Source organism: uncultured Stenotrophomonas sp., assembly GCF_963519925.1.
In the GTDB taxonomy this organism is placed as follows: Bacteria; Pseudomonadota; Gammaproteobacteria; order Xanthomonadales; family Xanthomonadaceae; genus Stenotrophomonas; species Stenotrophomonas maltophilia_AE.
In genome coordinates this window covers 43224-68282 of sequence record NZ_CAUQPH010000008.1, presented here as the reverse complement: position 1 = coordinate 68282, position 25059 = coordinate 43224, and the positions used below count along the sequence as shown (strand labels likewise).

General features: G+C 67.9%; 20 protein-coding genes. 14 read left to right on the top strand and 6 right to left on the bottom strand.

Annotation, left to right across the window (positions count from 1 at the left end):
* Positions 1 to 205: 205 nt before the first annotated feature.
* The 4 genes from RWO33_RS03200 to RWO33_RS03185 all read left to right on the top strand — a co-directional run bounded on the left by RWO33_RS03200 (position 206) and on the right by RWO33_RS03185 (position 4879).
* A complete protein-coding gene (locus tag RWO33_RS03200; RefSeq protein ID WP_314101937.1) occupies positions 206 to 1381 on the top strand; it encodes a phosphoglycerate kinase in 1176 nt (391 codons plus the stop codon).
* The gene (locus RWO33_RS03195) at positions 1381 to 2031 is read left to right on the top strand and encodes an HAD hydrolase-like protein (protein WP_314101935.1); all 651 of its coding nucleotides are present in this window, start codon (positions 1381 to 1383) and stop codon (positions 2029 to 2031) included. The genes RWO33_RS03200 and RWO33_RS03195 overlap by 1 nt, the downstream gene beginning before the upstream one ends.
* Positions 2032 to 2210: 179 nt before the next feature.
* Positions 2211 to 3677 (top strand): pyruvate kinase, encoded by a 1467-nt coding sequence (gene pyk / locus RWO33_RS03190; RefSeq protein ID WP_314101933.1) that lies wholly within the window; start codon positions 2211 to 2213, stop codon positions 3675 to 3677.
* Positions 3678 to 3874: 197 nt separating this feature from the next.
* Entirely contained in the window at positions 3875 to 4879 is a 1005-nt protein-coding gene (locus RWO33_RS03185; RefSeq protein WP_017356577.1) for a class I fructose-bisphosphate aldolase, read from the top strand.
* Positions 4880 to 4976: 97 nt separating this feature from the next.
* Here the strand turns inward: RWO33_RS03185 and RWO33_RS03180 are convergent, their stop codons facing one another.
* On the bottom strand, positions 4977 to 5570 hold the full coding sequence (locus RWO33_RS03180; RefSeq protein WP_314101928.1) for an O-acetyl-ADP-ribose deacetylase: 594 nt from the start codon (positions 5568 to 5570) through the stop codon (positions 4977 to 4979).
* Between the two features lie 167 nt (positions 5571 to 5737).
* Positions 5738 to 6697: a cysteine synthase A gene (gene cysK / locus RWO33_RS03175; protein ID WP_314101926.1), complete on the bottom strand. Its 960-nt coding sequence runs from the start codon at positions 6695 to 6697 to the stop codon at positions 5738 to 5740.
* A gap of 234 nt (positions 6698 to 6931) precedes the next feature.
* Here cysK and RWO33_RS03170 point away from each other — a divergent pair, with 234 nt between their 5' ends.
* From RWO33_RS03170 to RWO33_RS03125, 10 genes are all read left to right on the top strand, one after another.
* Positions 6932 to 7915: a LysR family transcriptional regulator gene (locus RWO33_RS03170; protein WP_145479349.1), complete on the top strand. Its 984-nt coding sequence runs from the start codon at positions 6932 to 6934 to the stop codon at positions 7913 to 7915.
* A gap of 170 nt (positions 7916 to 8085) precedes the next feature.
* Positions 8086 to 8568: a DUF2946 family protein gene (locus RWO33_RS03165; protein WP_314101923.1), complete on the top strand. Its 483-nt coding sequence runs from the start codon at positions 8086 to 8088 to the stop codon at positions 8566 to 8568.
* A gap of 74 nt (positions 8569 to 8642) precedes the next feature.
* Positions 8643 to 10703 carry a TonB-dependent copper receptor gene (locus tag RWO33_RS03160; protein WP_314101921.1) on the top strand — a complete coding sequence of 687 codons (2061 nt, stop codon included), beginning with the start codon at positions 8643 to 8645 and terminating at the stop codon, positions 10701 to 10703.
* A gap of 420 nt (positions 10704 to 11123) precedes the next feature.
* Entirely contained in the window at positions 11124 to 12266 is a 1143-nt protein-coding gene (locus RWO33_RS03155) for an efflux RND transporter periplasmic adaptor subunit (protein WP_314101919.1), read from the top strand.
* Positions 12263 to 15388, top strand: a complete 3126-nt coding sequence (locus tag RWO33_RS03150; protein ID WP_145479352.1) for an efflux RND transporter permease subunit — start codon at positions 12263 to 12265, stop codon at positions 15386 to 15388. Before RWO33_RS03155 ends, RWO33_RS03150 begins: the two co-directional genes overlap by 4 nt.
* Positions 15381 to 15920, top strand: coding sequence for a GNAT family protein (locus tag RWO33_RS03145; RefSeq protein ID WP_314101917.1), 540 nt, complete (start codon positions 15381 to 15383; stop codon positions 15918 to 15920). The genes RWO33_RS03150 and RWO33_RS03145 overlap by 8 nt, the downstream gene beginning before the upstream one ends.
* Before the next feature lie 245 nt (positions 15921 to 16165).
* Positions 16166 to 17683, top strand: a complete 1518-nt coding sequence (locus RWO33_RS03140; RefSeq protein ID WP_314101915.1) for an alanine/glycine:cation symporter family protein — start codon at positions 16166 to 16168, stop codon at positions 17681 to 17683.
* Positions 17676 to 18509 (top strand): TrmH family RNA methyltransferase, encoded by an 834-nt coding sequence (locus RWO33_RS03135; protein WP_314101913.1) that lies wholly within the window; start codon positions 17676 to 17678, stop codon positions 18507 to 18509. Before RWO33_RS03140 ends, RWO33_RS03135 begins: the two co-directional genes overlap by 8 nt.
* Positions 18510 to 19090: 581 nt before the next feature.
* The gene (locus RWO33_RS03130; RefSeq protein ID WP_314101911.1) at positions 19091 to 20098 is read left to right on the top strand and encodes a hypothetical protein; all 1008 of its coding nucleotides are present in this window, start codon (positions 19091 to 19093) and stop codon (positions 20096 to 20098) included.
* Positions 20098 to 21537, top strand: a complete 1440-nt coding sequence (locus tag RWO33_RS03125) for an alanine/glycine:cation symporter family protein (protein ID WP_314101909.1) — start codon at positions 20098 to 20100, stop codon at positions 21535 to 21537. The genes RWO33_RS03130 and RWO33_RS03125 overlap by 1 nt, the downstream gene beginning before the upstream one ends.
* A 95-nt stretch (positions 21538 to 21632) precedes the next feature.
* On the opposite strand, the gene RWO33_RS03120 is transcribed toward RWO33_RS03125, so the two are convergent.
* From RWO33_RS03120 to RWO33_RS03105, 4 genes are all read right to left on the bottom strand, one after another.
* Positions 21633 to 23054: a M28 family peptidase gene (locus RWO33_RS03120; RefSeq protein WP_314101907.1), complete on the bottom strand. Its 1422-nt coding sequence runs from the start codon at positions 23052 to 23054 to the stop codon at positions 21633 to 21635.
* Between the two features lie 300 nt (positions 23055 to 23354).
* Positions 23355 to 23759 carry a large-conductance mechanosensitive channel protein MscL gene (gene mscL / locus RWO33_RS03115; protein WP_314101905.1) on the bottom strand — a complete coding sequence of 135 codons (405 nt, stop codon included), beginning with the start codon at positions 23757 to 23759 and terminating at the stop codon, positions 23355 to 23357.
* 59 nt (positions 23760 to 23818) lie between these two features.
* Positions 23819 to 24526: a fumarylacetoacetate hydrolase family protein gene (locus tag RWO33_RS03110; RefSeq protein ID WP_314101903.1), complete on the bottom strand. Its 708-nt coding sequence runs from the start codon at positions 24524 to 24526 to the stop codon at positions 23819 to 23821.
* Positions 24527 to 24636: 110 nt separating this feature from the next.
* Positions 24637 to 24912 (bottom strand): hypothetical protein, encoded by a 276-nt coding sequence (locus RWO33_RS03105; RefSeq protein WP_314101901.1) that lies wholly within the window; start codon positions 24910 to 24912, stop codon positions 24637 to 24639.
* Between the last annotated feature and the right edge of the window lie 147 nt (positions 24913 to 25059).

The window sequence follows — 25059 nt, the reverse complement described above, 5'->3', positions numbered from 1 at the left end:
CCTGGGGCGCACCCAGAACCAGAACGCCTGACCACGCGGGTAGCGCCGGCCGTTGGCCGGCCCAGGCGATACGTCCGACGCTCATGAGAGCCGGCCAACGGCCGGCGCTACCAGGCATGCGATGGCGCGATCGTCGATGCCTTTACAATGGGCGCCTGCGCCGTGCGCGGCGCCCTTTCCTTTTCCGCCAAAGAGTTGCTGCCCCATGTCCATCGTTCGCATGACCGACCTCGACCTTTCCGGCAAGCGCGTGCTGATCCGCCAGGACCTGAACGTGCCGATCGAAGACGGCCGCATCACCTCCGAACAGCGCATCACCGCATCGCTGCCGACGTTGAAGCTGGCCCTGGAAAAGGGCGCGGCGGTGATGGTCACCTCGCACCTGGGCCGTCCGCAGGAAGGCGTGTGGAGCGAAGCCGACTCGCTGGCGCCGGTGGCGCTGCGCCTGTCCACCCTGCTGGGCGTGGACGTGCCGCTGGTGCGCGATTGGGTCGACGGCGTGGATGTCGCCCCGGGCTCGATCGTGCTGCTGGAAAACTGCCGCATGAACGTGGGCGAAGGCAAGGACGACGAAGCGCTGTCGCGCAAGTACGCCGCGCTGTGCGATGTGTTCGTGATGGATGCCTTCGGCACCGCGCACCGCGCCCAGGCATCCACGCACGGCGTGATCCGCTTCGCCCCGATCGCCGCCGGTGGCCCGCTGCTGATGGGTGAACTGGATGCGCTGGCCAAGGCGCTGGACGCGCCGGCGCAGCCGCTGCTGGCGATCGTGGCCGGCAGCAAGGTCAGCACGAAGCTGGAACTGCTGGCCAACCTGGTCGGCAAGGTCGACCAGCTCATCGTCGGCGGCGGCATCGCCAACACCTTCATCGCCGCCGCCGGGCATGCGGTGGGCAAGTCGCTGTACGAGCCGGACCTGCTCGAGACCGCGAAGAAGATCGTGGCCGACGCCAAGGCGCGGGGCGCCGACATTCCGCTGCCGACCGACGTGGTGGTGGCCAAGCAGTTCCTTCCCGATGCCGAAGCAACGGTGAAGGCCGTCACCGAGGTCGCCGACGACGACCTGATCCTCGATATCGGCCCGCAGACCGCCCAGCACTACGCCGGGCTGATCGCCAAGGCCGGTACCGTGGTGTGGAACGGCCCGGTCGGCGTGTTCGAGTTCGAAGCCTTCAGCCACGGCACCGAAGCACTGGCCCGCGCCATTGCCAGCTCGCCGGCGTTCTCCATCGCCGGTGGCGGCGACACCCTGGCCGCGGTGGACAAGTTCGACATCGCCAACCAGGTCAGCTACATCTCCACCGGTGGCGGTGCCTTCCTCGAGTTCCTCGAAGGCAAGACCCTGCCCGCCGTCGCCGCCCTCGAAGCACGGGGCGCGTGATGGGGGCGGGCACCCCCGACACCCTGTTCTTCGACCTCGACGGCACCCTCATCGACTCCGCACTGGGCATCACCCAGTGCGTGGCGCACGCGCTCACCGAGATGGGCAAGCCGGTGCCGCCGTACGCGGAACTGCTGCGCTGGATCGGCCCTTCATTGCGGATCAGCTTTGCCGCCGTGTTCGACGATCCCGCACGCATCGAGCAGGCGGTGGATTACTACCGCGAACGCTTCGACGTGGTCGGGTGGCGCGAACACGAGGTCTACCCGGGCATCGGCCAGGTGGTGCAGGACCTGCATGCACGCGGGCACCGGCTGGCGATCGTCACCGCCAAGAACGAGCCGCATGCACGGCGCATCGTCGAGCACCTGCCGTTCGGCGCGTGCTTCGATGACGTGATCGGGGCCACCCCGGACGGGTCGCGCAGCAGCAAGCCGGACCTGGTTGCCGAAGCGCTGCACCGCCGGCAGCTGGCGCCGGCGGCGTGCTGGATGATCGGCGACCGGCGCATGGACATCGAAGGCGCACGCCACCACGGCATGCGCAACATCGGCGTGCTGTGGGGCTTTGGCGGCGCCGAGGAACTGCAGGCAGCCGGTGCGCAGCACCTGGCGGAAACCCCGGAAGCCTTGCCCGCGTTGATCGCATGAGCCCGCGGCGGCGTACCGTACGCCGCCGCATGTCGTGATCGCGTCCCACGCTGTCCTGCGCGGTCCGCCTGGACTGTCCGCAAGACAACGGGCAAACCCAGTGCTGCCAACGCTGTAAACGTATTCATGGGACGTGAAGGGTGTGGTAATTTCGATCCTTTCCCGGGAGCCCATCCACCATGATTGAGCGTCAGCGCCGTACGAAGATCCTTGCCACCCTCGGTCCGGCCACCGATCCGCCGGGCGTGCTGGAGGATCTGTTCCGCGCCGGCGTGAACGTGGTCCGCCTGAACTTCAGCCACGGCGACCCGTCCGGCCAGGCCAAGCGCGCCGCCGACGTGCGCGCTGCTGCCGCCCGCGTGGGCGTGGAAGTGGGCATCCTGGCCGACCTGCCGGGTCCGAAGATCCGCATCGAGCGCTTTGCCGAAGGCAAGATCCAGCTCAAGGCCGGCGACCGCTTCGACCTGGTCGCCTCGCCGAGCGCACCGGCTGGCGACACCACCCAGGTGGGCGTGAGCTACCTGGGCCTGCCGCAGGACGTGGCCCCCGGCGACGTGCTGCTGCTCGACGACGGCCTGATGCAGCTGCAGGTGGTGGAAGTGCAGGGCGAGCGCATCATCAACACCGTGCTTAACGACGGCGTGCTGTCCGACCGCAAGGGCCTGAACAAGCAGGGCGGTGGCCTTTCGCTGGGCGCGCTGACCGAGCGCGACAAGGAGCTGATCGGCATCGTCGCCCAGATCGGCGTGGACTTCATCGCCGTCTCGTTCTGCCGCAACGCACAGGACATGAACGACGCGCGTGCGATCGCCGAACAGCACGGCTGCTATGCCGCGCTGGTGTCCAAGATCGAGCGCACCGAAGCGATCGAGAACCTGGAAGAGATCGTCGACGCCAGCGACGTGGTGATGGTCGCCCGTGGCGACCTGGGCGTGGAAATCGGCGACGCCGAGCTGCCGGGCCTGCAGAAGAAGATCATCAAGGCCTCGCTGGCGCAGAACAAGGTGGTGATTACCGCCACCCAGATGCTGCAGTCGATGGTTGAAAGCCCGATCCCGACCCGCGCCGAAGTGCTCGACGTGGCAAACTCGGTCATCGACGGCACCGACGCGGTGATGCTCTCGGCCGAAACCGCGGCCGGTGCCTATCCGGTCAAGGCGGTCGAAGCGATGGCCCGCATCTGCCTGGGTGCCGAGCGCCAGTTCCAGACCGAGACCGATTTCGGCGCCTCGCCGCGCAACCTGGAGCGTGCCGACCAGGCCATCGCCATGGCCACCATGTTCCTGTCCCAGCACGTGGGCGTGCGCGCGATCGTGGCGATGACCGAATCCGGTGGTACCGCGCGCTACCTGTCGCGGTTCCGTGCCTCTGCGCCGGTCTACGCGGTGACCCGCCATGACGGCGCCCGCCGCCAGATGGCGCTGATGCGCGACGTATTCCCGATCAACTTCGACAGCCGCGGCCTGACCCCGCGCGAAGCCGCGCGCGGCAGCATCCGCCTGCTGGTCGAAGCCAACCAGATGCAGGCCGGCGACCGCGTGGTGTTCACCAGTGGCGAGCACATGGAAACCCACGGCGCCACCAATACCCTGCGCCTGCTGGAAGTCGGCGAAGACGGCCGCGCCAGCGGCCTGGGCGACCTGTAAGGGATCGGAGGAGCCGGGCAGTGCCCGGCTCCCCACGGCGCCTCCCGGTAGCGCCGGCCGTTGGCCGGCCCAGGCAGTAGTGATCGACCCGACGCACATCGGCTGCCCATGAAAGCGGTTCCATCCTCCGTGAACAGCCAGTTCACGGAAGCGGCCCGCTATAATCGTGTTTTTCCCGCACCCGCCACAGGAAATACATGAGCATCGAACAGCTGGCTGAAACCGCCCAGGCCATGGTCGCCCCGGGCAAGGGCATCATCGCCATCGACGAATCCACCGGTACCATCGCCAAGCGCTTCGCCAGCGTCGGCATCGAGAATACCGAAGAGAACCGTCGTGCCTACCGCGAGCTGCTGCTGACCACGCCGAAGCTCAACGAGCATATTTCCGGCGCGATCCTGTACGACGAAACCATCCGCCAGTCGACCAAGGACGGCGTGCCGTTCGCCAAGTACATGGCCGATCACGGCATGATCCCGGGCATCAAGGTCGACAAGGGCGCCCATCCGCTGGCCGGTTGCCCGGGCGAGATGGTCACCGAAGGCCTCGACGGCCTGCGTGAGCGCCTGCAGGAGTACTACAAGCTGGGTGCGCGCTTCGCCAAGTGGCGTGCGGTGATCAACATCGGCGAAAGCATTCCGTCGGGTACCTGCATCGAGTCCAACGCCCACGCGCTGGCCCGTTACGCCGCGCTGTGCCAGGAATGCGGTCTGGTGCCGATGGTCGAGCCGGAAGTGATCATGGACGGCGACCACGACATCGAGACCTGCTACGAAGTCACCGAAGCCACCCTGCGCTCGCTGTTCGACGCGCTGTACCAGCAGAACGTGCTGCTGGAAGGCACCATCCTGAAGGCGTCGATGGTCATCTCCGGCAAGGGCTGCGACGAGCAGGCCGACGTCGAGGAAGTGGCCGAATCGACCGTCATGTGCCTCAAGAGCACCGTGCCGGCGATCCTGCCGGGCGTGGTGTTCCTGTCCGGTGGCCAGAGCGATGAGCAGTCCACCGCCCACCTCAATGCCATGAACCAGATGGGCAACCTGCCGTGGCCGCTGAGCTTCTCCTACGGCCGCGCCATGCAGCAGGCCGCGCTGAAGCTGTGGGCCAAGGACACCAAGGCCAACGTCGCCAAGGCACAGCAGACCGTGTACGACCGCGCCAAGGAAAATGGCCAGGCCGCACTGGGCAAGTGGAACGGCTGATCCGCGCCGCACCTGCGTAACAAAAAACGCCGGCGGTTTCGCCGGCGTTTTTTTTCGCCCGTAGCGCCACGCCCTGCGTGGCTGGCGGGTTGCCGGCCTACGGCAGCCACGCAGGGCGTGGCTCTACCGTGGGGCAGGGCAGTCCTGGGGCCACATCGCCCGGTTGCCCCAACGTAGCCAGTGCCGACTGGTACACCTTGAAGGTCGTCGCGTTGTAGGCCACCAGGATGATCCGCTGCGGTTCGCGGTGCGAACGCTGCCAGGCCAGGGTTTCGGTGGCGGCGATCTGTGCGGCCTGGTGCAGCGGATAGCCGAACACGCCGCAGCTTATCGCCGGAAACGCGATCGAACGCAGGCCCATCTTCTCGGCCAGCTGCAGCGACTTCCAATAGCAGTTGGCCAGCAGCTCGGGTTCGGCGCGGGTGCCATCGTTCCACACCGGCCCCACGGTATGCAGCACGTGACGTGCCGTCAGGTTGTAGCCCGCCGTGGCGCGCACCTCCCCGGTCGGGCAGCGAACGCCCGGGCGGAGTTCCGGCAGCGCCGCGCATTCGGCCAGCAGCTGCGGACCGGCGGCGCGGTGGATGGCGCCGTCCACGCCACCGCCGCCCAGCAGTGACTCGTTGGCCGCATTGACGATCGCATCCACCGCCAGGGTCGTGATGTCGCCCTGCCACACTTCGATCTTCATGCGTGCCGCTCCTTACTGATACCGGGTCCATACAACGGGATGACTGCCACCTCACACGCTAGCGGCCAGGGCATCTAGGCTGCGTCATCATCGTCTCAGGCAGTGCGACCCGGAAACGCGGACGCCCACCTTGAGGGTGGGCGTCGGAGGGGGGGCATGGATCCCGTTCAGGGCAGGCCGGCCAGCCAGTCGTCGTCCGATCCTTCGTTGATGTCGGCAAACAGCGGCGTGGAGAAATAGCGCTCACCGGTATCCGGCAGCATCGCCAGCAGCACGCTGCCCGGCGCGGCCTTGGCGGCCACGTCCAGCGCGCTGGCGACCGTGGCGCCGGCCGAGATGCCGACGAAGATCCCTTCCTCGGCCGCCAGCCGGCGCGACGTCTCGATGGCGCGGGCGTCGTCGATCTTCAGCAGCTCGTCGAAGACTTCGCGGTTCAGCACGTCCGGCACGAAGTCCGGGGTCCAGCCCTGGATCTTGTGCGGCTTCCATTCGGCCCCACCCAGCAGCGCCGCGCCTTCCGGTTCGGTGGCGATGATCCGGGTTTCCGGGCGCGCCACCTTGAGCACTTCGCCCACCCCGGTGAGGGTGCCGCCGGTGCCCCAGCCGGTGACGAAGTAGTCCAGGCGCCTGCCGGCGAAGTCGCGCAGGATTTCAGCCGCAGTGGTGTTGCGGTGGTAGGCCGGGTTGGCCGGGTTGGTGAACTGGCTGGCCAGGAACCAGCCATGTTCTTCGGCCAGTTCCCGCGCACGCTTGACCATGCCCGAACCACGCTCCGCGGCCGGGGTCAGGATCACCTTGGCGCCATAGGCGCGCATCAGCTTGCGGCGCTCGATCGAGAAGGTTTCCACCATGGTGGCCACGAACTTGTAGCCGCGCGCGGCCGCGACCATGGCCAGCGCCACGCCGGTGTTGCCCGAGGTCGCCTCGACGATGGTGTCGCCGGGCTTGAGCACGCCGCGTGCTTCGGCATCCAGGATGATCGCCAGGGCCAGCCGGTCTTTCACCGAGCCGCCGGGATTGAACGATTCCACCTTCGCATACAGGGTGACGTGGTCGGGGGCGATACGGTTCAGGCGCACCACCGGGGTGTTGCCGATGGTGTCCAGGATCGAGTTGTACAGGGCCATGGGAAACGCTCCGCGGATTCGATGACGGGCCACGGACGCGCCGCGGCGGGAGGGAAGGGCAGCGCAGGTGGTTTTCACGCGCCGGGCGCGACCGGGGGTCCGCCAGACCGTAGCGCCGGCATATGACCGCGCGAAATGACCTGATACCCTTCATAAACAACATTTGGTTATAAGCTGGTGACGGCAACTGGCTTACAGTCGGTCGACCCTCCCTCCCTGCCTGCGCGCACGCCCATGACGCTGACCCAACTTCGTTATCTGGTGGCCATCGCCGACGCCGAGCTCAACATCACGCTGGCCGCCTCGCGGGTGCACGCCACCCAGCCGGGGCTGTCCAAGCAGCTCAAGCAGCTGGAAGATGAACTGGGCTTCCTGCTGTTCGTGCGCAAGGGTCGCAGCCTGGAGGCGGTGACCCCGGCCGGCGTGGAAGTGATCGGCCGCGCGCGCGCGGTGCTGTCCGAAGCCAACAACATCCGCACCTATGCCGCCAACCAGCGCCGGGAAAGCCAGGGCCAGCTGATCCTCACCACCACCCACACCCAGGCGCGCTTCGTGCTGCCGCCAGCCGTGGCGCGGATCAAGCAGGCCTACCCGCAGGTGAGCGTGCACCTGCAGCAGGCCGCCGAAAGCGACGCGCTGGACCTGCTCAGCCAGGGCGATGCGGATATCGCCATCATCAGCACCGCCGGCGCCGAACCCACCGCCGGCATCGCCATTCCGCTGTACCGCTGGCGACGGCTGGTACTGGTGCCGCGCGGGCACGCGCTGGACCGCCCGGGCGCCGCGCCGGACCTGCAGGCGCTGTCCACCCAGCCCCTGATCAGCTACGAATCCTCCACCCGGGGCAGCTCCTCGCTGCAGCGCGCCTTTGCCGCCTCGGGGCTGACCCCGGACATCGCGCTGACCGCGCTCGATGCCGACCTGATCAAGACCTACGTACGCACCGGCCTGGGCGTGGGACTGCTGGCGGAAATGGCGGTGAATGCCGGCGATGAAGACCTGCGCTCCTGGCCGGCTCCGGCGCCGATCGACGAATGCATCGCCTGGGCGGTCCTGCCGCGCGACCGGGTACTGCGCGACTATGCGCTGGAACTGGTGCACGTACTGGCCCCGCAGATCGACACCCGCGACCTGCGCCGCGTGATCGACGGCAACCAGGAGGCCGATTGGCCGGTGCCGCCGACGTGGGAATCGTTGACGCAGACGATTACGGTGTAGGGCCGGCCAACGGCCGGCGCTACGAATTGGTACAGGCCCATTGGGATCGGGATCAACCCACCATGGGTTCCGGAAACCTCGGTAGCGCCGGCCGTTGGCCGGCCCGCTGCGACGGTTGGTCGCACGCGAACGCTGCGGCCCACGCACATCGAGGGCGCTACCATGGTGCGATGAACCGCCGTCGTCGCCCGTACGCCGTCCTGCTGCAGCTCGCCTTCGTGGCGACGCTGCTGATGGCGCTGGCGCCATTGGTGAGCCGCTGGCAGCAGGCCCAGGGCCCGTCGGTGATGCTGATGCCCGGTGGCATGGCGCACGTGATGCCGCCGCATGAGATGGCCGCGCACGCGATGCCGGCGCATCACATGACGATGCACGGTTCGTCCATGCACGACATGTCCATGCACGACATGTCGCGCCACGCCGTCGCACCGGCCGATACCGCCCCCGCCGCGTCCATCGATCCCCACGCCGGCCATGGCGAGGCCTGCGAATACTGCATGATGGCCTCGCGGCTGATGCCGTGGCTGGCCGTCCTGATCCTGCTGCTGCCGGCGCTGCGGGTCATCGCGCCACCCGTGCTTCGCAGCGTCGCCACCCCGCGCAGCCTGCGCTGGGCTGCCCACGCCGCACGCGGGCCGCCGCTGCACGCCTGAAACCGCCACCTCATTTTCCTGCTGCGCGACGCCGTCCCGGCGCCGTGCACCTGTGCGTTTTCCGGAGTTCCACCATGACCTTGACGTCCCGCAGCGCGGGCGCACTGACGCGCCTGTCTGTTTCGCTTTCGTTCGCCCTGGCCGCGCTGCCGCTGCACGCCGCCGAACGCGACCCCGCCCGCACCCTCGACACCCTGGTGGTCACCGCCAGTGCCCCGTCCTCGCCGCTGCAGTGGGTCACCGACCCGCGCCTGCCGCGCCAGCCGGTACCGGCCAGCGACGGTGCCGACTACCTCAAGACCGTGCCCGGCTTTGCCGCCATCCGCAACGGCGGCACCAATGGCGACCCGGTGCTGCGCGGCATGTTCGGTTCCCGCCTGAACATCGTCAGCAACGAAGGCAATCTCATCGGCGCGTGTCCCTCGCGCATGGACAACCCGCTGTCCTACATCGCCCCGGAAACCTTCGACCGCCTGACCATCATCAAGGGCCCGCAGAGCGTGCGCTGGGGCGCAGGCGCCTCGGCGGGCACCATCCGTTTCGAGCGCGACACCCCGCGCTTTGACGCCCCGGGGATCGACCTGGACGCCAGCGCACTGGTCGGTTCGCGCAACCGCAACGACCAGGTGCTTGACCTCACCGCCGGCGCCTCGCAGGGCTACGTGCGGGTCAATGGCAACCGCTCCGAAGCCGACGACTACGAGGATGGCAACGGCGACGTCGTGCCCTCCAGATGGCGCAAGTGGAACAGCGATGTCGCCCTCGGCTGGACCCCCGATGCCGATACCGTGCTCGAGTTTTCCGCCGGTACCGGCGATGCCATCGCCCGCTACGCCGGTCGCGGCATGGACGGCGCCGCCTTCAAGCGCACCAGCTACGCCGCCCGCTTCGAACGCGACAACCTGCCCGGCGCCTGGGACAAACTGCAGGCCAACGTCTACTACAACGACGCCGACCACCTGATGGACAACTACACCCTGCGCACGCCCAACCCGGACAGCAGCATGCCCATGCCGATGGCCGCCAACGTCGACCGCCGCACCACCGGCGGCCGCATCGCCTCCGAGTGGCGCTGGCAGGACATCGCCATCGTCGCCGGACTCGACGCACTCGACAGCCGCCACCGCAGCCGCAGCGGCATGGGCCGCAACACCTACCGCCAGACCCCGTGGGCGACCGACGCGCGCCAACGCAATCGCGGCATGTTCACCGAAGTCACCCTCGGCGAAGGCACCCCGCAGCGCTGGGTGGGCGGGCTGCGTATCGACCGCGCCGAGGTCACCGACGAACGCGCCAGCGCCGGCATGATGGCCATGCCCAACCCCACCGCCGGCCAGACCCGCCGCGAAAGCCTGGGCAGTGGCTTCCTGCGCATCGAGCGTGACCTGGGCAGCGCACTCACCACCTACGCCGGCATCGGCCACAGCGAGCGCATGCCCGACTACTGGGAACTGTTCTCCCCCGACATGGGCCCGGTCGGCAGCATCAACGCCTTCAGCAGCGTGCAGCCGGAAAAAACCACCCAGCTCGACCTCGGGCTGCAGTACCGCACCGAGCGGCTCAACGCCTGGGTCTCGGCCTACGCCGGCCGCCTGCAGGACTACATCCTGTTCACCTACCGCGACGGCGGCATGATGGGCAGCAGCACCCAGGCGACCAATGTCGACGCCCGCATCGCCGGCGCCGAAGCCGGCGCCGACATCGCCCTCGCGCACGGCTGGAAGCTGGGCGGCACCCTGGCCTATGCCTGGGGCGAAAACCGCACCGACGGCAGCGCCCTCCCGCAGATGCCGCCGCTCGAGGCCCGCCTGAGCGCCGGCTGGCAAGGCGTGCGCTGGAGCGCCGGCGCACTGGCCCGCACCGTCACCCACCAGCACCGCATCGCGACCGGACAGGGCAATGTAGTGGCCCGCGACCTCGGCCCCAGCGCGGGCTTCGCCACGTTCGCACTGAACGCGGGCTACCGCTTCAGCGACGCACTCCAGCTCAGCGCCGGCATCGACAACCTGTTCGACCGCGCCTACAGCGAACACCTCAACCTCGCCGGCAGCGCCGACTTCGGCTTCCCGGCCGACCCGGTACGCATCAACGAACCCGGCCGCACGCTGTGGATGAAGGTAAATTACACGTACTGAGGCAGGTGCCGACCCTTGGTCGGCACGACACGGGCACGCCACACGGGTAGGGTCGGTTCCCGAACGACCGCCGTGAACGCTCCAGCACCCGGTAACGCATGACCATGATCGGCGCAGGCTCCAGCTCTTCCACGGCCACCGCAAACGCCAGCTTCGGCCAGGGTCATGCGTTACCGCACCGATCAGCAGGGTCGGCGGTCGTTTGGGAACCGACCCTACCGCCGAGCGCGCTGCACGTTACGCCGGAGACGCAAACCGACATGCGCTGACACACGCCGTTACAAGCCCGCCATACCCCAGCACGAAAGGCGTTGCGCCTGCTACCAGGCGATGTGAAGACCCCGGTAAACGCTTGGCACATATGCCTGACAGGTGTCGCCGCTACACTCGGCGGTCGTGGAACATCAAGGGTTGTACTTCATGTCGGGACGCATCACCGCGCGCATCGTAGCTGGCCTCTGCCTGGTCCTCCTGGCCGGCTGTGGCAGCAAGGACGAAGCCGCCCGCCGGCAGGCCGAAATCGTGCCCGTCACCACCCAGGTCGTACAGACCTCGGCCTGGAGCGACACCCTGCAGGCACTCGGCACCGCCAAGGCCCGCGAATCGGTGACCATCACCGCCAAAGTCAGCGAAATCATCGAAACCGTCCACTTCGACAGCGGCCAGCAGGTCTCCGCCGGCACCCCCCTGGTCACCCTGCGCGGCCAGGCCCAGGAAGCCGCCCTCCTGCAGGCCCAGGCCACCTTCGCCGAAGCCGACCAGCTCTACAAACGCCAGCGCGAACTCGCCGCCCAGCAGCTCGTCGCCAGCGCCACCCTCGACACCCAGCGCGCCATCCGCGACGCCGCCGAAGCGCGCGTCCGCGAAATGCAGTCCGACATCGGCGACCGCCGCGTGCGTGCCCCCTTCGCCGGCGTCCTCGGCATCCGCCAGGTCAGCGAAGGCTCCCTGGTCACACCGACCACCGTCATCGCCACCCTCGACGACATCGAACGCATGCACGTCGACTTCCAGGTTCCCGAAGCCGAACTCGCCTCACTGACCGAAGGCGACACCGTCAGCGCCACCAGCGTCGCCTATCCCGGCCGTACCTTCGACGGCAAAGTCGCCACCATCGACACCCGTGTCGACCCCGGCACCCGCGCCGTCACCGTGCGCGCCGACTTCATCAACGCCGACCACAGCCTGCGCCCCGGCATGCTGCTGGATGTGCGCATGTTCCGCCCCGAGCGCCAGGCGCTGGTCATCCCGGAAATCGCCGTCGTCCAGGTCGGTCGCGACTCCTTCGTGTTCCGGGTCAAGCCCGACCATACCGTCGAACGCGTCGACGTCGTCAGCGGCGCGCGCCGCTCCGGCGTCGTCGAAATCCGCGAAGGCCTCAAGGCCGGCGAACGCATCGTCATCGACGGCACCGGCAAACTGCGCCCCGGCCTGAAAGTGGACGACAGCGCCGCCCCGGCCGACGAACCGGCTGAAAAGGCGACCACCCCCGCACCGGCCGGCAGCCCCCGTGCACCCGCCGGCGCCACCACCACCGTCGCACCTGCGGGCCGCGCCGGATGAAACTCTCCAACATCTCCATCCAGCGGCCCGTGTTTGCCGTGGTGATGAGTCTGCTGCTGGTCGTGCTGGGCATCATGTCCTTCACCCGCCTGACCCTGCGCGAACTGCCCGCCATCGACCCGCCCATCGTGTCGGTCTCCGTCGACTACACGGGTGCCTCCGCCGCCGTCATCGAAAGCCGCATCACCCAGGTGCTCGAAGACGCCCTCGCCGGCATCGAAGGCATCGACACCATCAACGCCCGCAGCTCCAACGGCCGCTCCCAGGTCAGCATCGAATTCACCTCCAACCGCGACATCGAAGCCGCCGCCAACGACGTGCGCGACGCCGTCAGTCGCGTCGCCGACCGCATGCCCGAAGAAGCGCGGCCGCCGGAAATCGCCAAAGTCGAAAGCGACGCCGACCCGATCATCTGGTTCAACATGACCTCCTCCAGCATGAACACGCTGGAGCTGAGCGACTACGCCGACCGCTACGTCGTCGACCGTTTCTCCAGCCTCGACGGCGTCGCCCAGGTCCGCATCGGCGGCCGCCAGCGCTATGCCATGCGCATCTGGCTCGACCGCGACCAGCTCGCCGCCCGCGGCTTCACCGTCGGCGACGTGGAAACCGCACTGCGCAACGAAAACGTGGAACTGCCGGCCGGCCGCATCGAATCGGCCGACCGCGATTTCACCCTGCGCGTCGAACGCAACTACGTAAAGCCCGAAGACTTCGCCACCATCCCGCTGGGCAAGGGTGCCGACGGCTACGTCGTGCGCATGGGCGATGTCGCGAAGATCGAACTGGCCTCGTCCGAGCGCCGCGCCTACTACCGCAGCAACGGCGAACCCGGCATCGGCCTCGGCATCGTCAAGACCTCCACCGCCAACTCGCTGGACGTCGCCCGCACCGCCCGCGCCGAAGCCGAGCGCGTAGGCCAGACCCTGCCCGAAGGCACCCACATCTTCGTCGCCTTCGACAACACCACCTTCATCGAAGCCGCCGTCGACCGCGTCTACGCCACCCTGGTCGAGGCCATGCTGCTGGTGCTGGTGGTGATCTGGCTGTTCCTCGGCAGCTTCCGCGCCGCACTGATCCCCGCCGTCACCGTCCCGGTCTGCCTGGTCGCCGCCTTCATCGCCCTGTACGCCTTCGGCTTCTCGATCAACCTGCTGACCCTGCTCGCCCTGGTCCTGTGTATCGGCCTGGTGGTGGACGACGCCATCGTCGTGGTGGAAAACGTGCAGCGCCGCATCGACCTCGGCGAACCGCCGCTGGTGGCCTCCAAACGCGGTACCGCGCAGGTCGCGTTCGCGGTCATCGCCACCACCGCCGTGCTGGTGGCCGTGTTCCTCCCGGTCGGCTTCCTCGAAGGCAACACCGGCCGCCTGTTCCGCGAACTCGCGGTCGCCCTGGCCGCAGCGGTCGCGCTGTCCGCGTTCGTGTCGCTCACCCTCACCCCGATGATGGCCTCCAAGCTGCTCAAGCCGCACACCGGCCAGCCGCCCAAGGGCCTGCACGGCTTCATCAACCGCAACCTGGACCGCGTCTCGGCGTCCTACGGCCGCGTGCTCGACGCCCACGTCGGCAGGATCTGGATCTACGTGGCCGTCATGGTGCTGTCGCTGGCGGCCAGCGCGCTGCTGCTGAAGGTGTTGCCGTCCGAGCTGGCCCCGGCCGAAGACCGTGGCTCGTTCCAGATCATGATCGACGGTCCCGAAGGCGCGGGCTACGACTACACCGTCGGCCAGGTGCAGGAAGTGGAAAAGATCGTCGGCGACTTCGTCGGCGAGGGCAAACCCATCGTGCGCGCCAACCCGCGGGTTCCCGGCGGCTTCGGCGCCAGCGAGGAAATGCACACCGGCCGCATCAGCGTGTTCCTGCAGCCTTGGCGTGAACGCGCCACCGCGACCCCCGACGTCGCTGCCGAACTGCAGAAGCATTTAGACACCATGCGCGGCGTGCGCGTGCGCACCCAGGTCGGCGGCGGCCTCGTGCGCAGTGGCGGGCAGCCGTTCCAGATCGTGCTGGGCGGCCCCGAATACGCCGAAATCGCCCAGTGGCGTGACCGCATGCTCGAGCGCATGGCCGACAACCCCGGGCTGGTCGGCGCGGATTCGGACTACAAGGAAACCCGCCCGCAGATGCGCGTGAACATCGACCGCCAGCGCGCCGCCGACCTCGGCGTCTCGGTCACCGCGATCGGTTCGGCGCTGGAAACCATGATGGGCTCGCGCCGCGTCACCACCTTCGTCGACAACGGCGAGGAGTACGACGTGCTGGTGCAGGCCGGACGCGAAGGCCGTGCCTCGCCGGACGACCTTGCCGCCATCCGCGTGCGCGCCAGCAACGGCGAACTGGTGCCACTCTCCAACCTCGTCACCCTCAGCGAAGTGGCCGAAGCCGGCAACCTCAACCGCTTCAACCGCCTGCGCTCGATCACCATCAGCGCCGGCCTGGCCCCGGGCTATCCGCTCGGCGAAGCGATCGCCTGGGCGCAGCAGACCGCGCGCGAAGAACTGCCGCAGCACGCGCAGATCGACTGGAAGGGTGAATCGCGCGAATACCAGAACGCCGGCAGCGCCGTGCTGCTGACCTTCGCCATGGCGCTGCTGGTGGTTTACCTCGTGCTGGCCGCGCAGTTCGAAAGCTTCATCCACCCGCTGGTGATCATGCTCACCGTGCCGCTGGGCGTGCTGGGGGCGCTGCTTGGCCTGTACGTCAGCGGCGGCACCATCAACCTGTTCAGCCAGATCGGCATCGTCATGCTGGTGGGGCTGGCGGCGAAGAACGGCATCCTGATCGTCGAATTCGCCAACCAGCTGCGCGACGAAGGCCGCGACGTGCACCGGGCCATCGTCGAATCGGCGATGGTGCGCCTGCGCCCGATCCTGATGACCTCCATTGCCACCGTGGTCGGTGCGATCCCGCTGGTGGTCGCCGGCGGCCCGGGGTCGGCCAGCCGCGGCACCATCGGCATCGTGGTGATCTTCGGTGTCACCGTCTCCACCTTCCTGTCGCTGTTCGTGGTCCCGGCCTTCTATTCGCTGCTGGCCCCGTACACGCGCTCGCCCGAGGCCGTGGCCCGCGAGCTGGAGAAGCAGGAAGCGGACACCCCGTCGGTGGGCGGCCATGCCTGACCGCCCGCTGCGGCTGGAAGGCGACGGATTCGTGCTGCGCCCCTGGCGCAGTGACGACCTCGAGTCCCTGCTGCGGCATGCCAACGACGAGGCGGTCTCGCGCGGCCTGCGCGACCGCTTCCCGTTCCCCTACACCCGCGACGACGGCGAGGCGTTCCTCGCTGGCCGGATCCTGGCCCCCGGTACGCTCAGCCTGGCCATCGAGATCGAAGGCGCCGCCTGCGGCAGCATCGGCGCCCAGCCGGGCGTGGCCGAGCGTGGGCACAGCGCCGAACTGGGCTACTGGTTGGGCCGGGCGCTCTGGGGGCAGGGCTGGATAACCCGCGTAGTAGGCCTGTTCGCGCCGTGGGTGATGGACGAATTGCGCCTGTTCAGGCTGCAGGCCGAGGTGCTGGATTTCAACGAAGGCTCGGCCCGGGTACTGCTGGCCAACGGCTTCCAGGAAGAGGGCACCGCCCGCTGCGCGGTCTACAAGCGCGGCCAGCTGCACGACCTGCGCCGGTTCGCCCGCGTGCGTGAACGGGTGGACTGAGGGCCGTCGAGTTTCGTCCCGACCAACGGTCGGGACCTACCGTAGAGGGGCCGCCGGCGCGAAGCGGCACCTGGCGCGGTGATTCTGCCAGCGCCGAGCGATGGTAGGCCACGACCGTTGGTCGTGGCGGCAGCCGCCGGGTTGATCAATCGGCCCTATCGGGCTGGCGCGCTATGGTGGAGAATCGACCGGGTCCCTTCCAGCCGACGGGACGTCCTTCATTTTCCGCCGACTGGAGAGAGCGCGTGGAAGCAGTAGTTGAATTCATCAATGGCATCATCTGGAGCAAGGCGCTGATCTTCCTGTGCCTGGCTGCCGGCCTGTTCTTCAGCGTGCGCACGCGCTTCATGCAGCTGCGCGGATTCTTTGAAATGTGCCGGCTCACCGTGCAGGGCGAAAAGTCCGACGCCGGCGTGTCCTCGTTCCAGGCGCTGGCAATGTCCATGGCCGGCCGCATGGGCATCGGCAACATCGCCGGCGTGGCCACCGCCATCGCCTTCGGCGGCCCCGGTGCGATCTTCTGGATGTGGGTGATGGGCTTCCTCGGCGCATCCACCTCGTACATCGAGTGCACCCTGGCGCAGATCTACAAGACCAAGGATGCCGAAGGCCGCTACCGTGGCGGCCCGGCGTACTACATCGAAAAGGCCATGGGCCTGAAGTGGTATGCGATGGCCTTCGCCATGGCCACGATCGTCGCGGCCGGCTTCCTGATGCCGGGCGTGCAGGCCAATGCGATCGCTGACAGCATCATCAATTCCTGCCGCGGCGGTTCGCTGTGCGGGCCACTGGATGGCCAGTTCATGGGCATGGAATCGGTGCAGGCCTTCAAGCTGGGCATCGGCATCGTGGTCGCCCTGCTGCTGGGCGTGGTGATCTTCGGCGGCGTCAAGCGCATCGCCAACTTCGCCGAAGTGGTGGTGCCGTTCATGGCCGCCGGCTTCATCCTCATGGCCATCGTCATCATGATCCTCAACTATGACCGCGTGCCGGACATGTTCCGTACCGTGTTCAGCAGCGCCTTCGGCGCCCACGCCGCGTTCGGCGCGATGATGGGCCTGGCGGTGGAGTGGGGCGTCAAGCGCGGCATCTACGCCAACGAAGCCGGCCAAGGCACCGGCCCGCACGCGGCCGCGGCCTCGGAGGTTTCGCACCCGGCCAAGCAGGGCTACGTGCAGGCGTTCGCGATCTATTTCGACACCATGATGGTGTGCACCGCCACCGCGTTCCTGATTCTGGCCGCCGGCACCTACAACGTGTACTCGCCCACCCCGGGTGCCGAGCCGGTGTTCGCCGGCCTGGCCGGTGTCGCCGAAGGCGCAGGCTACGCGCAGGCCGCGGTGGAAACCGTGCTGCCGGGCTGGGGTTCGGGCTTCGTGGCGATCGCGATCTTCTTCTTCGCCTTCACCACCATCATGGCCTATTACTACATGGCCGAAACCAACCTCAGCTACCTCAACCACAACCGCAAGCGCCCGCTGACCGTGCTCGCGCTGCGCCTGGGCATCATCGGCATGGTGGTGTTCGGCGCCTTCCACAACGCCAAGATGGCCTGGGCGCTGGGCGACATCGGCGTGGGCCTGATGGCGTGGTTGAACATCGTCGCCATCCTGATCGTGCAGAAGCCGGCCCTGATCGCACTGCGCGATTACGAGCGCCAGAAGAAGCTGGGCCTGGATCCGACCTTCGACCCCGATGCCCTGGGCATCAAGAACGCCGATTTCTGGCGTCAACGCAAGCTGGAGCCGTCCCGTAGTGAATGATCCCTGGAAGAACGCCCGCCGCCCGTCGTCGCGACCGCCGCGGGCCACCCCGCTGCCGCCGCGCGAAGGCGGCACCCCGCCACCGCCGGGGCGCGGCAACGACGAACTGCGCCTGTACGGCTGGAACGCCGTGCAGGCCATGTTCGAGCGCCGCCCGCAGGCGCTGCGCAAGCTGTACCTGGCCGACGCGCTGATCCCGCGCATGCAGCCGGTGCTGAAGTGGTGCGTGGCCAACCGCGTTGGTTACCGCGTGGTGGAAGAGGGCGACCTCAACAAGCTGGCTGCCACCACCCACCACGAAGGCGTGGTCGCCGACGTGGTGCGGGCGCCGATGCTGACCCTGCCGGAATGGCTGGATGGACTGCCGGCGCGGAAGCCGGTGCTGGCACTGTGGCTGGATGGCGTTGGCAACCCGCACAACTTCGGCGCGATCCTGCGTTCGGCCGCGCACTTCGGCGTGGCCGGGCTGCTGCTGCCGCCCGATTCCACGCTGGCCCTGTCGGGCGCGGCCGCGCGCGTTGCCGAAGGTGGCGCCGAGGCGGTGCCGCTGGTGCGCCTGCCGGCGCTTCCGCAGGCGATGGAGGCACTGCGCGCCGGCGGGTTCGGCCTGGCCGCCACGCTGGTGGACGGCGGCGACAACCTGTTCAAGTGCGCCTTGCCGGAACGGCTGGTGTACGTCATGGGCGCCGAAGGCGAAGGCATGGATCGCGCGCTGGCGCAGACCTGCGACATGCAGGTTTCCATTCCGGGCAGCGGTGCGGTGGAAAGTCTGAACGTTGCCTCGGCAACGGCGGTGCTGTTGTCGCACTGGTACGCACAAAGGTAGACGACGACCGCTGGTCGTCGTGCTTTGAACGGGGCAACGCAAACGCGCGCTGCCCCACGTGATGTGATCGACTTCTCCAATGAAGTCACGCTTACACGGGATTCGGATTTTTCGGATGGTGTGCAGCGATCCTGCTGCGCCACAGTGAAAAGCAGCACTGCACTGCGTAGGTGAGGAGAGACACCCACCCAGTGCGGCGCCGTTGTCCGGATCACGGTCTGTCCGTGGCGCTCACCGCGTGGGGTGTGATGAATCCCGGTAGCCCGGCCCTCTGGCCGGGCTTTTTTTTCGCCCGCTGCACGCCTGCGGGTGACATGCGACAAACCACGCCTGGAAATGGGAATTTCGTGCTTCGACCGAAGCGTCGTTTCGGGCCGTCCGCGATGGATTTCCTGTAGCGCGTCCAGCGGTCTGGCCCTGCCTGCAACCGTGTTTGGCGCGATGAGCCTGTTCGCGTGTGCGCCCGTGCACAGAACCCCACAATCGCGTGATTTACCGATATTTAACGGCTTGCTTCCTGTGCAGATTGCCGGTGCGGCGGATTGGCCCGCCGCATCCACCCGTCACCACGGAGGCATTCCATGAAGCCCATTGCGCTGCGCTCCCTTCGCTCATCCCGTTCCGCCTTGATCGCCGCCCTGATCGCCGGCCTGTGCCTGCCTGCCGCCGCGTCCGCCGACGAGCGCACGCTCGACGGCGTCAATTTCATGGGCCCGCTGATCACCCCGAACCCGGCCGGCATGCCCAAGGGCGGGCTGTTCATCGAGCCCTACCTGGTGCGGATCAACAGCGACAGCTACTTCGACGGCGAAGGCCGTCGGCATGACAGCGACGGCCGCAGCAGCGCGTGGCTGACCGTGGTGCCGATCGCCTACGGCCTGGGCCAGCGCGTCACCGCGCAGGTCAACCTGAGCGCATCGCGCGCCGAGACCGGCAGCGACCGCAGCCGTGGCTTCCGCGCCGGCGATACCACCGCCATGGTGCAGTACCTGCTGCAGGCGCCCAGTGCCGACGGCACGCGCCCGGCGGTGTCGGTGTCGCTCAGCCAGCGCTACGCCACCGGCAGTTACGACCGCATCGACGGCAACCCGCTCAATGCGCAGGGCGACGGCGTGCAGCGCACCACCTTCGGCCTGGGCGTGCAGCAGGTGGTATGGCTGCCCAACGGCCGCCCGCTGCGCTGGCGCAGCCAGCTCAGCGCCAGCCCCGCGCCGGCACGCGTGGCGCTCAACGACCACAGCGTCTACGGCACCCCTGAAGGATTCCGCGGCAACATCGCGCCGGGCTCGCTGATCGGCCTGTCCGCGGCCGGCGAATACAGCTTCAACCCGAAGTGGGTGGGGGTGATGGAGGTTGCCGTGAGCCGCCAGAGCGACCGCCACCTCAGCGGTTACGCGCCCGCTGCCGACGGCAGCATGCAACGCTTCGACGAGCGCCGCCCCGGCAGCCGCAACGTTACCCTCGCACCGGCCGTGCAATACCACTTCAGCCCCAGCGTCGGCCTGATCGCCGGAGTTGAATTCACCGTGGCCGGGCGCAACACCGGCAGTTACATCAATCCGCAGGTCGCGCTGGGCATGTTCTTCTGATGGGCGTCGAGGATATCGTCGCCCGCCTGCTGGGCATCGTCTGGAGTCCCGCGCTGGTCGGGCTGTGCCTGCTGGTGGGCCTGTATTTCAGCGTGCGCACCCGCTTCGTGCAGCTGCGTGGCCTGCCTGAAATGCTCAAGCTCATGTTCCAGGGCCGCAGCTCGGCGGCGGGGGTGTCCTCGTTCCAGGCCTTGAGCCTGTCGCTGTCGAGCCGGGTCGGCGTGGGCAACATCGCCGGCGTGGCCATGGCCATCGCCTACGGGGGACCCGGTGCGATCTTCTGGATGTGGATCGTGGCGTTCCTGGGCGCCTCCAGCGCCTTCGTGGAATCCACGCTGGCGCAGATCTACAAGCAGCGCGACAGCAAGGGCATGTATCGCGGTGGGCCGGCGTATTACATCGAGAAGGGCCTGGGCAAGCGCTGGTATGCGGTGCTGTTCGCGCTGAGCACGGTGGTGGGCTGTGGCCTGCTGTTGCCGGGTACCCAGTCCAACGCCATCGTCAGCGCACTCGACGAAGCGTGGGCCCTGCCGGGCTGGATCACGGCCGCCGGCATCGGCACCGTGGTGGCGATGGTGATCTTCGGTGGCGTACGCCGCATCGCCCAGGTGGCGCAGGTGATCGTGCCGTTCATGGCGCTGGGCTACCTGCTGGTTGCCGCCGTGGTGATGGCCCTGAACCTGGACGCGGTACCGGAGATGTTCGCCATCATCCTGCGCAGTGCGTTCGGCCAGGACGCCGCGTTCGGCGCCATGATCGGCACCGCCATCCAGTGGGGCGTGCGCCGCGGGGTGATGAGCAACGAAGCCGGCATGGGCAGCGGTGCCCATCCGGCTGCAGCGGCCGAGGTCTCGCATCCGGTCAAGCAGGGTCTGGTGCAGGCGTGTTCGGTGTACATCGACACCATGGTGGTGTGCAGCGCCACCGCGTTCCTGATCCTGTCGACCGGCGCGTACAACGTGTATGACCCGGCGGTGCCGTCGCAGTGGATCGTGGCGAACGTACCCGGGCTGGAAGCCGGGCCGCGGTTCGTGCAGCAGGCGGTGGAATCGGCATTGCCGGGGTTCGGGCGCTCGTTCATCGCGCTGGCGATCATTCCGTTCGCCTTCACCACGATCCTGGCGCTGTACTACACCGCGGAAACCAACGTGGTGTACCTGGTGCGCAACCGGCATTCGCCTTGGGTGATGGCGCTGTTCCGCCTCGGCTTCATCGGCGCCATGCTGTATTCGGCGCTGAACACCGCCACCGTGGCCTGGTCGCTCGGCGACATCGGCGTGGGTCTGATGACCTGGCTCAACATCATCGCGCTGCTGCTGTTGCAGAAGCCGGCGTTGGCCGCCCTGCGTAACTATGAAGCCTCGCGCGGCGCGGGGCAGGACCCGGTGTACCGGCCGGACAACGTCACGCTGCCGGCCAGCACCGTATGGCTGAGATAACGCCGGGGGGTAGAGCCGTCTGTTAGACGGCTGCCGTTGGGTCAACGTGCAGCGGACCAACGGTCCGCTCTACCAGGTGACAGCGCTTTGCGCTGTCACTCGTTCGGCGGGGTGGTCGCCTTCGCTTCGCTGCCAAAGCTGCCATCGGCTTCCGCGGCCAGGTAGGCGAACACCGTGTACGCGGCCACGTTCTGCGCCAGCGCCGCCGGCTCGATCTTGTCGAGCGTGTCGTCGGCGGTGTGGTGCAGGTTGAAGTAGTCGGTTCCGTCCTGCGCCAGCCACGCCCACGCGCCACCCTTGGCCGCCAGCGGACCGATGTCCGGGCCCGGGCCACCCTTGTCGGCCACGTACTCGATGCCCAGCGGCTTCAGCACTTCGGCGATCTGGCGGGTGGCCTCGCGGGATCCCTCCGGGTTCGGCGAGCCGGTGTTGAAGGCATAGATGCGGCCGGCACCGAAGTCGCTCTCGGCGGCCAGCTGGTGAAGGGCGATGTCCTTGGCATGCGCTTCGGCATAGGCCTTGCCGCCGTACAGGCCCTGTTCCTCGTTGGCGAACGCCACCACGCGGATGCTGCGCTTCGGGGCCTGCTTGAGCTGGCCGATAAGGTGGCCGGCGGCCATGGTCAGTGCCACGCCCGCACCGTCATCGATCGCGCCGGTGCCCAGGTCCCAGGAATCCAGGTGACCGCCGATCACCACCACTTCCTTGGGCAGGCTGCGCCCGGTGATCTCGCCGATCACGTTGTACGACGTGGCGGTGCCGTCCCAGCCGCAATCCAGGCTCAGCTTGACCGTGGTCGGGCCCAGCGCGACCAGGCGCGCCAGCTGGTTGGCGTCGGGCACCGACAGTGCCGCCGACGGCACCGGGGTCAGGCCGTCGTCGAAGCGGGTGATGCCGGTGTGCGGGACGCGGTGCGAATCGGTACCGGCCGAGCGCATCACGAAGCCGACCGCGCCCTTGCGGATCGCCTCGGACGGCCCCTTGCTGCGCACCGCGCCGCCCTTGCCGTAGTCACGGCCGTCGCGGTAGGCGGTCATCTGGTAATCGACGAAGGCGATCTTGCCCTTAAGCGAACCTTCCGGCGCGGCCTGCAGGGCGGCCAGGTCGGCGAAGCGCACCACCTCGGCCTCGACCGTGCCGCCCGGGCTGCCGCCCAGTGCGGTGATCGCCAGCGGCTGGGCGTGCTTGCCCGTCACCTGCGCGTGTTCGCTGCGGCGCTCCCATTTCGGGAAGGTCACCGGTTCTTTCCAGACCCTGTCGAAGCCGAGTGCCTTGAATTTCGCCTCGGCCCAGGCCACGGCGCGGGCGTCGGCTTCGCTGCCGGCAATACGCGGACCGATTTCGGTGGTCAGCGACTCGACAACCTTCCAGCCGGTGTCGTCCTTGAGGGCCTGTTCGCGCAGTTCAGCGGCAGTGGCCAGCGACTTCGGCGGCAGGGTGGTGGTGCCGGTCGCGGCGAACGCCGGAGCGGCCAGCAGGGCAAGGGAAGATGCGATGGCAAGGACGCGGCGACGCATGGGACGAACTCCGGGGCAACAGGGCGTAAGCCACCGAGCTTAGCAGCCTGTCCACCGCGCACATGGGCGCAAGGTCATGGTTGTGCGGATGCTGATTTCCATCGGTGGTTCGGCGACGACCAACGGTCGTCGCCTACCCGCATATACGCGACATGCCCGCCAAGGGCCGTACCAACCCGGACGACGCGCGCCGGCTGGTACCCCGCGCGCGCGGCACGCCCGCCACCGGGGTACCGCACGCGCGCGGCACGCCCGCCACGGTAGGTACCGACCGTTGGTCGGTACGCCGTCACAACGTTCTTACTTTTTCAGGTTGTCGCGGATTTCGCGCAGCAGCACGATCTCTTCCTTCGGCGCCACCGGCGCTGCTTCCTTCTTCCGCGCCACGCGGTTGATGACCTTGATCAGCAGGAAGATCGCGAACGCCACGATGATGAACTGCACCAGCGTATTGAGGAAATCGCCGTAGCCGATCACCACGGCGGGAATCTCGGTGCCATCGGCGGCCACGCGTGCCGGCGCCAGAGTCCACGCCAGCTCCGAGAAATCCACCCGGCCGATCAGCCAGCCCAGCGGCGGCATGATGATCTTGTCCACCAGCGCGGTGACGATCTTGCCGAACGCCGCACCGATGACCACACCGACCGCGAGGTCGATGACGTTGCCACGCATGGCGAATTCCTTGAACTCAGTCAGCATTCCCATCGGGTTCTCCTGTAACGGGGGATATCAAAGGACGCTGCAGCGTAACGCGGTGCGTGTCGTCATCCGGCGATGACGCCGTGGCGCTCGGCCACGTTTTCCAGGCGCGCGCTGAAACGGTCGCCCGGCTTCAGCGCCGCTACGCCGGCCGGCGTGCCCATGAACACCAGGTCGCCGGCGCGCAGCGCCCACAGCTTCGACAGCTCGTGCAGGATCTCCGGCACGTTCCAGATCATCTGGTCCAGCAGCGATTGCTGGCGGACTTCGCCATTGACCTCGAGCGACAGGTTGAGCGCGGCAAGATCGCCCACTTCACCGGCCGGTACCAGTTCGCTGACCGGCGCGGAATAGTCGAAGCCCTTGGCCGAATCCCACGGATGGCCCTTGGCCTTGGCCGCCGCCTGCAGGTCGCGACGGGTAAGGTCAAGGCCCACGCCGTAGCCGAACACCAGCGCCTCTGCCTGTACGACCGGCAACTCGCCCGCCGGCGCATCACGGCCGATCGCCACCACCAGCTCCACTTCGTGGTGCAGGTCGTGGGTGGCGGGCGGGTAGGGGATGACATGCACATCGTCGACTACGATCGCATCGGCCGGCTTGCTGAAGAACATCGGGCGGCCGCGATCATCCGCGGCGGGAACGGCGGCGCCCATTTCCTTGGCATGGTCGGCAAAGTTGCGGCCTACGCAGTACACGCGGCGCACCGGGAACGTACCGCCACCCGCAACGGGAATACGGGTCGGCTCGGGCGTGGGGATTACATCAGTCATGCGCGCATCCAGAAACAGGGGATGCTGGCAGTGTAGTGCCGACCGTTGGTCGGCAACAATGTCGGACGGAGCCGCCCATGTAGTGCCGACCGTTGGTCGGCAAGAGAGCCTCAACGCGACAGCGGCAGCGCCTGCTTGCGCACCACGCGGTACTCACCTTCCACGACCTGCGGGTCGGCCGCACGCACCGCCTGGCGGCGGTTGGCCAGCAGCTTCCAGGCCACGCCGGCAATGATCATCGCCGCGCCCACGAACACGCCCACGAACACCAAGGCGGCCAGGATCGCCAGACCGAGCAGACCCACCGCAACGCGCACCAACGGATGGCGCGGCTTGCGCGGCGCAAACAGGGAGCGGAACTGGTTGAACTGGAATCGGTTGTACATGGCGGTTCTTTGGCTGAAGTCAGCGAAGTGCCAGTATCCCGGCACCGTTCTGTCATTGAGTGAAAAATACGTTAATCCCGACGCTCGTTCATTTGAAATCAAGCACTTGTGTTCATCGCGGAGCCAGCCAGATGAGGGCGTGCGACA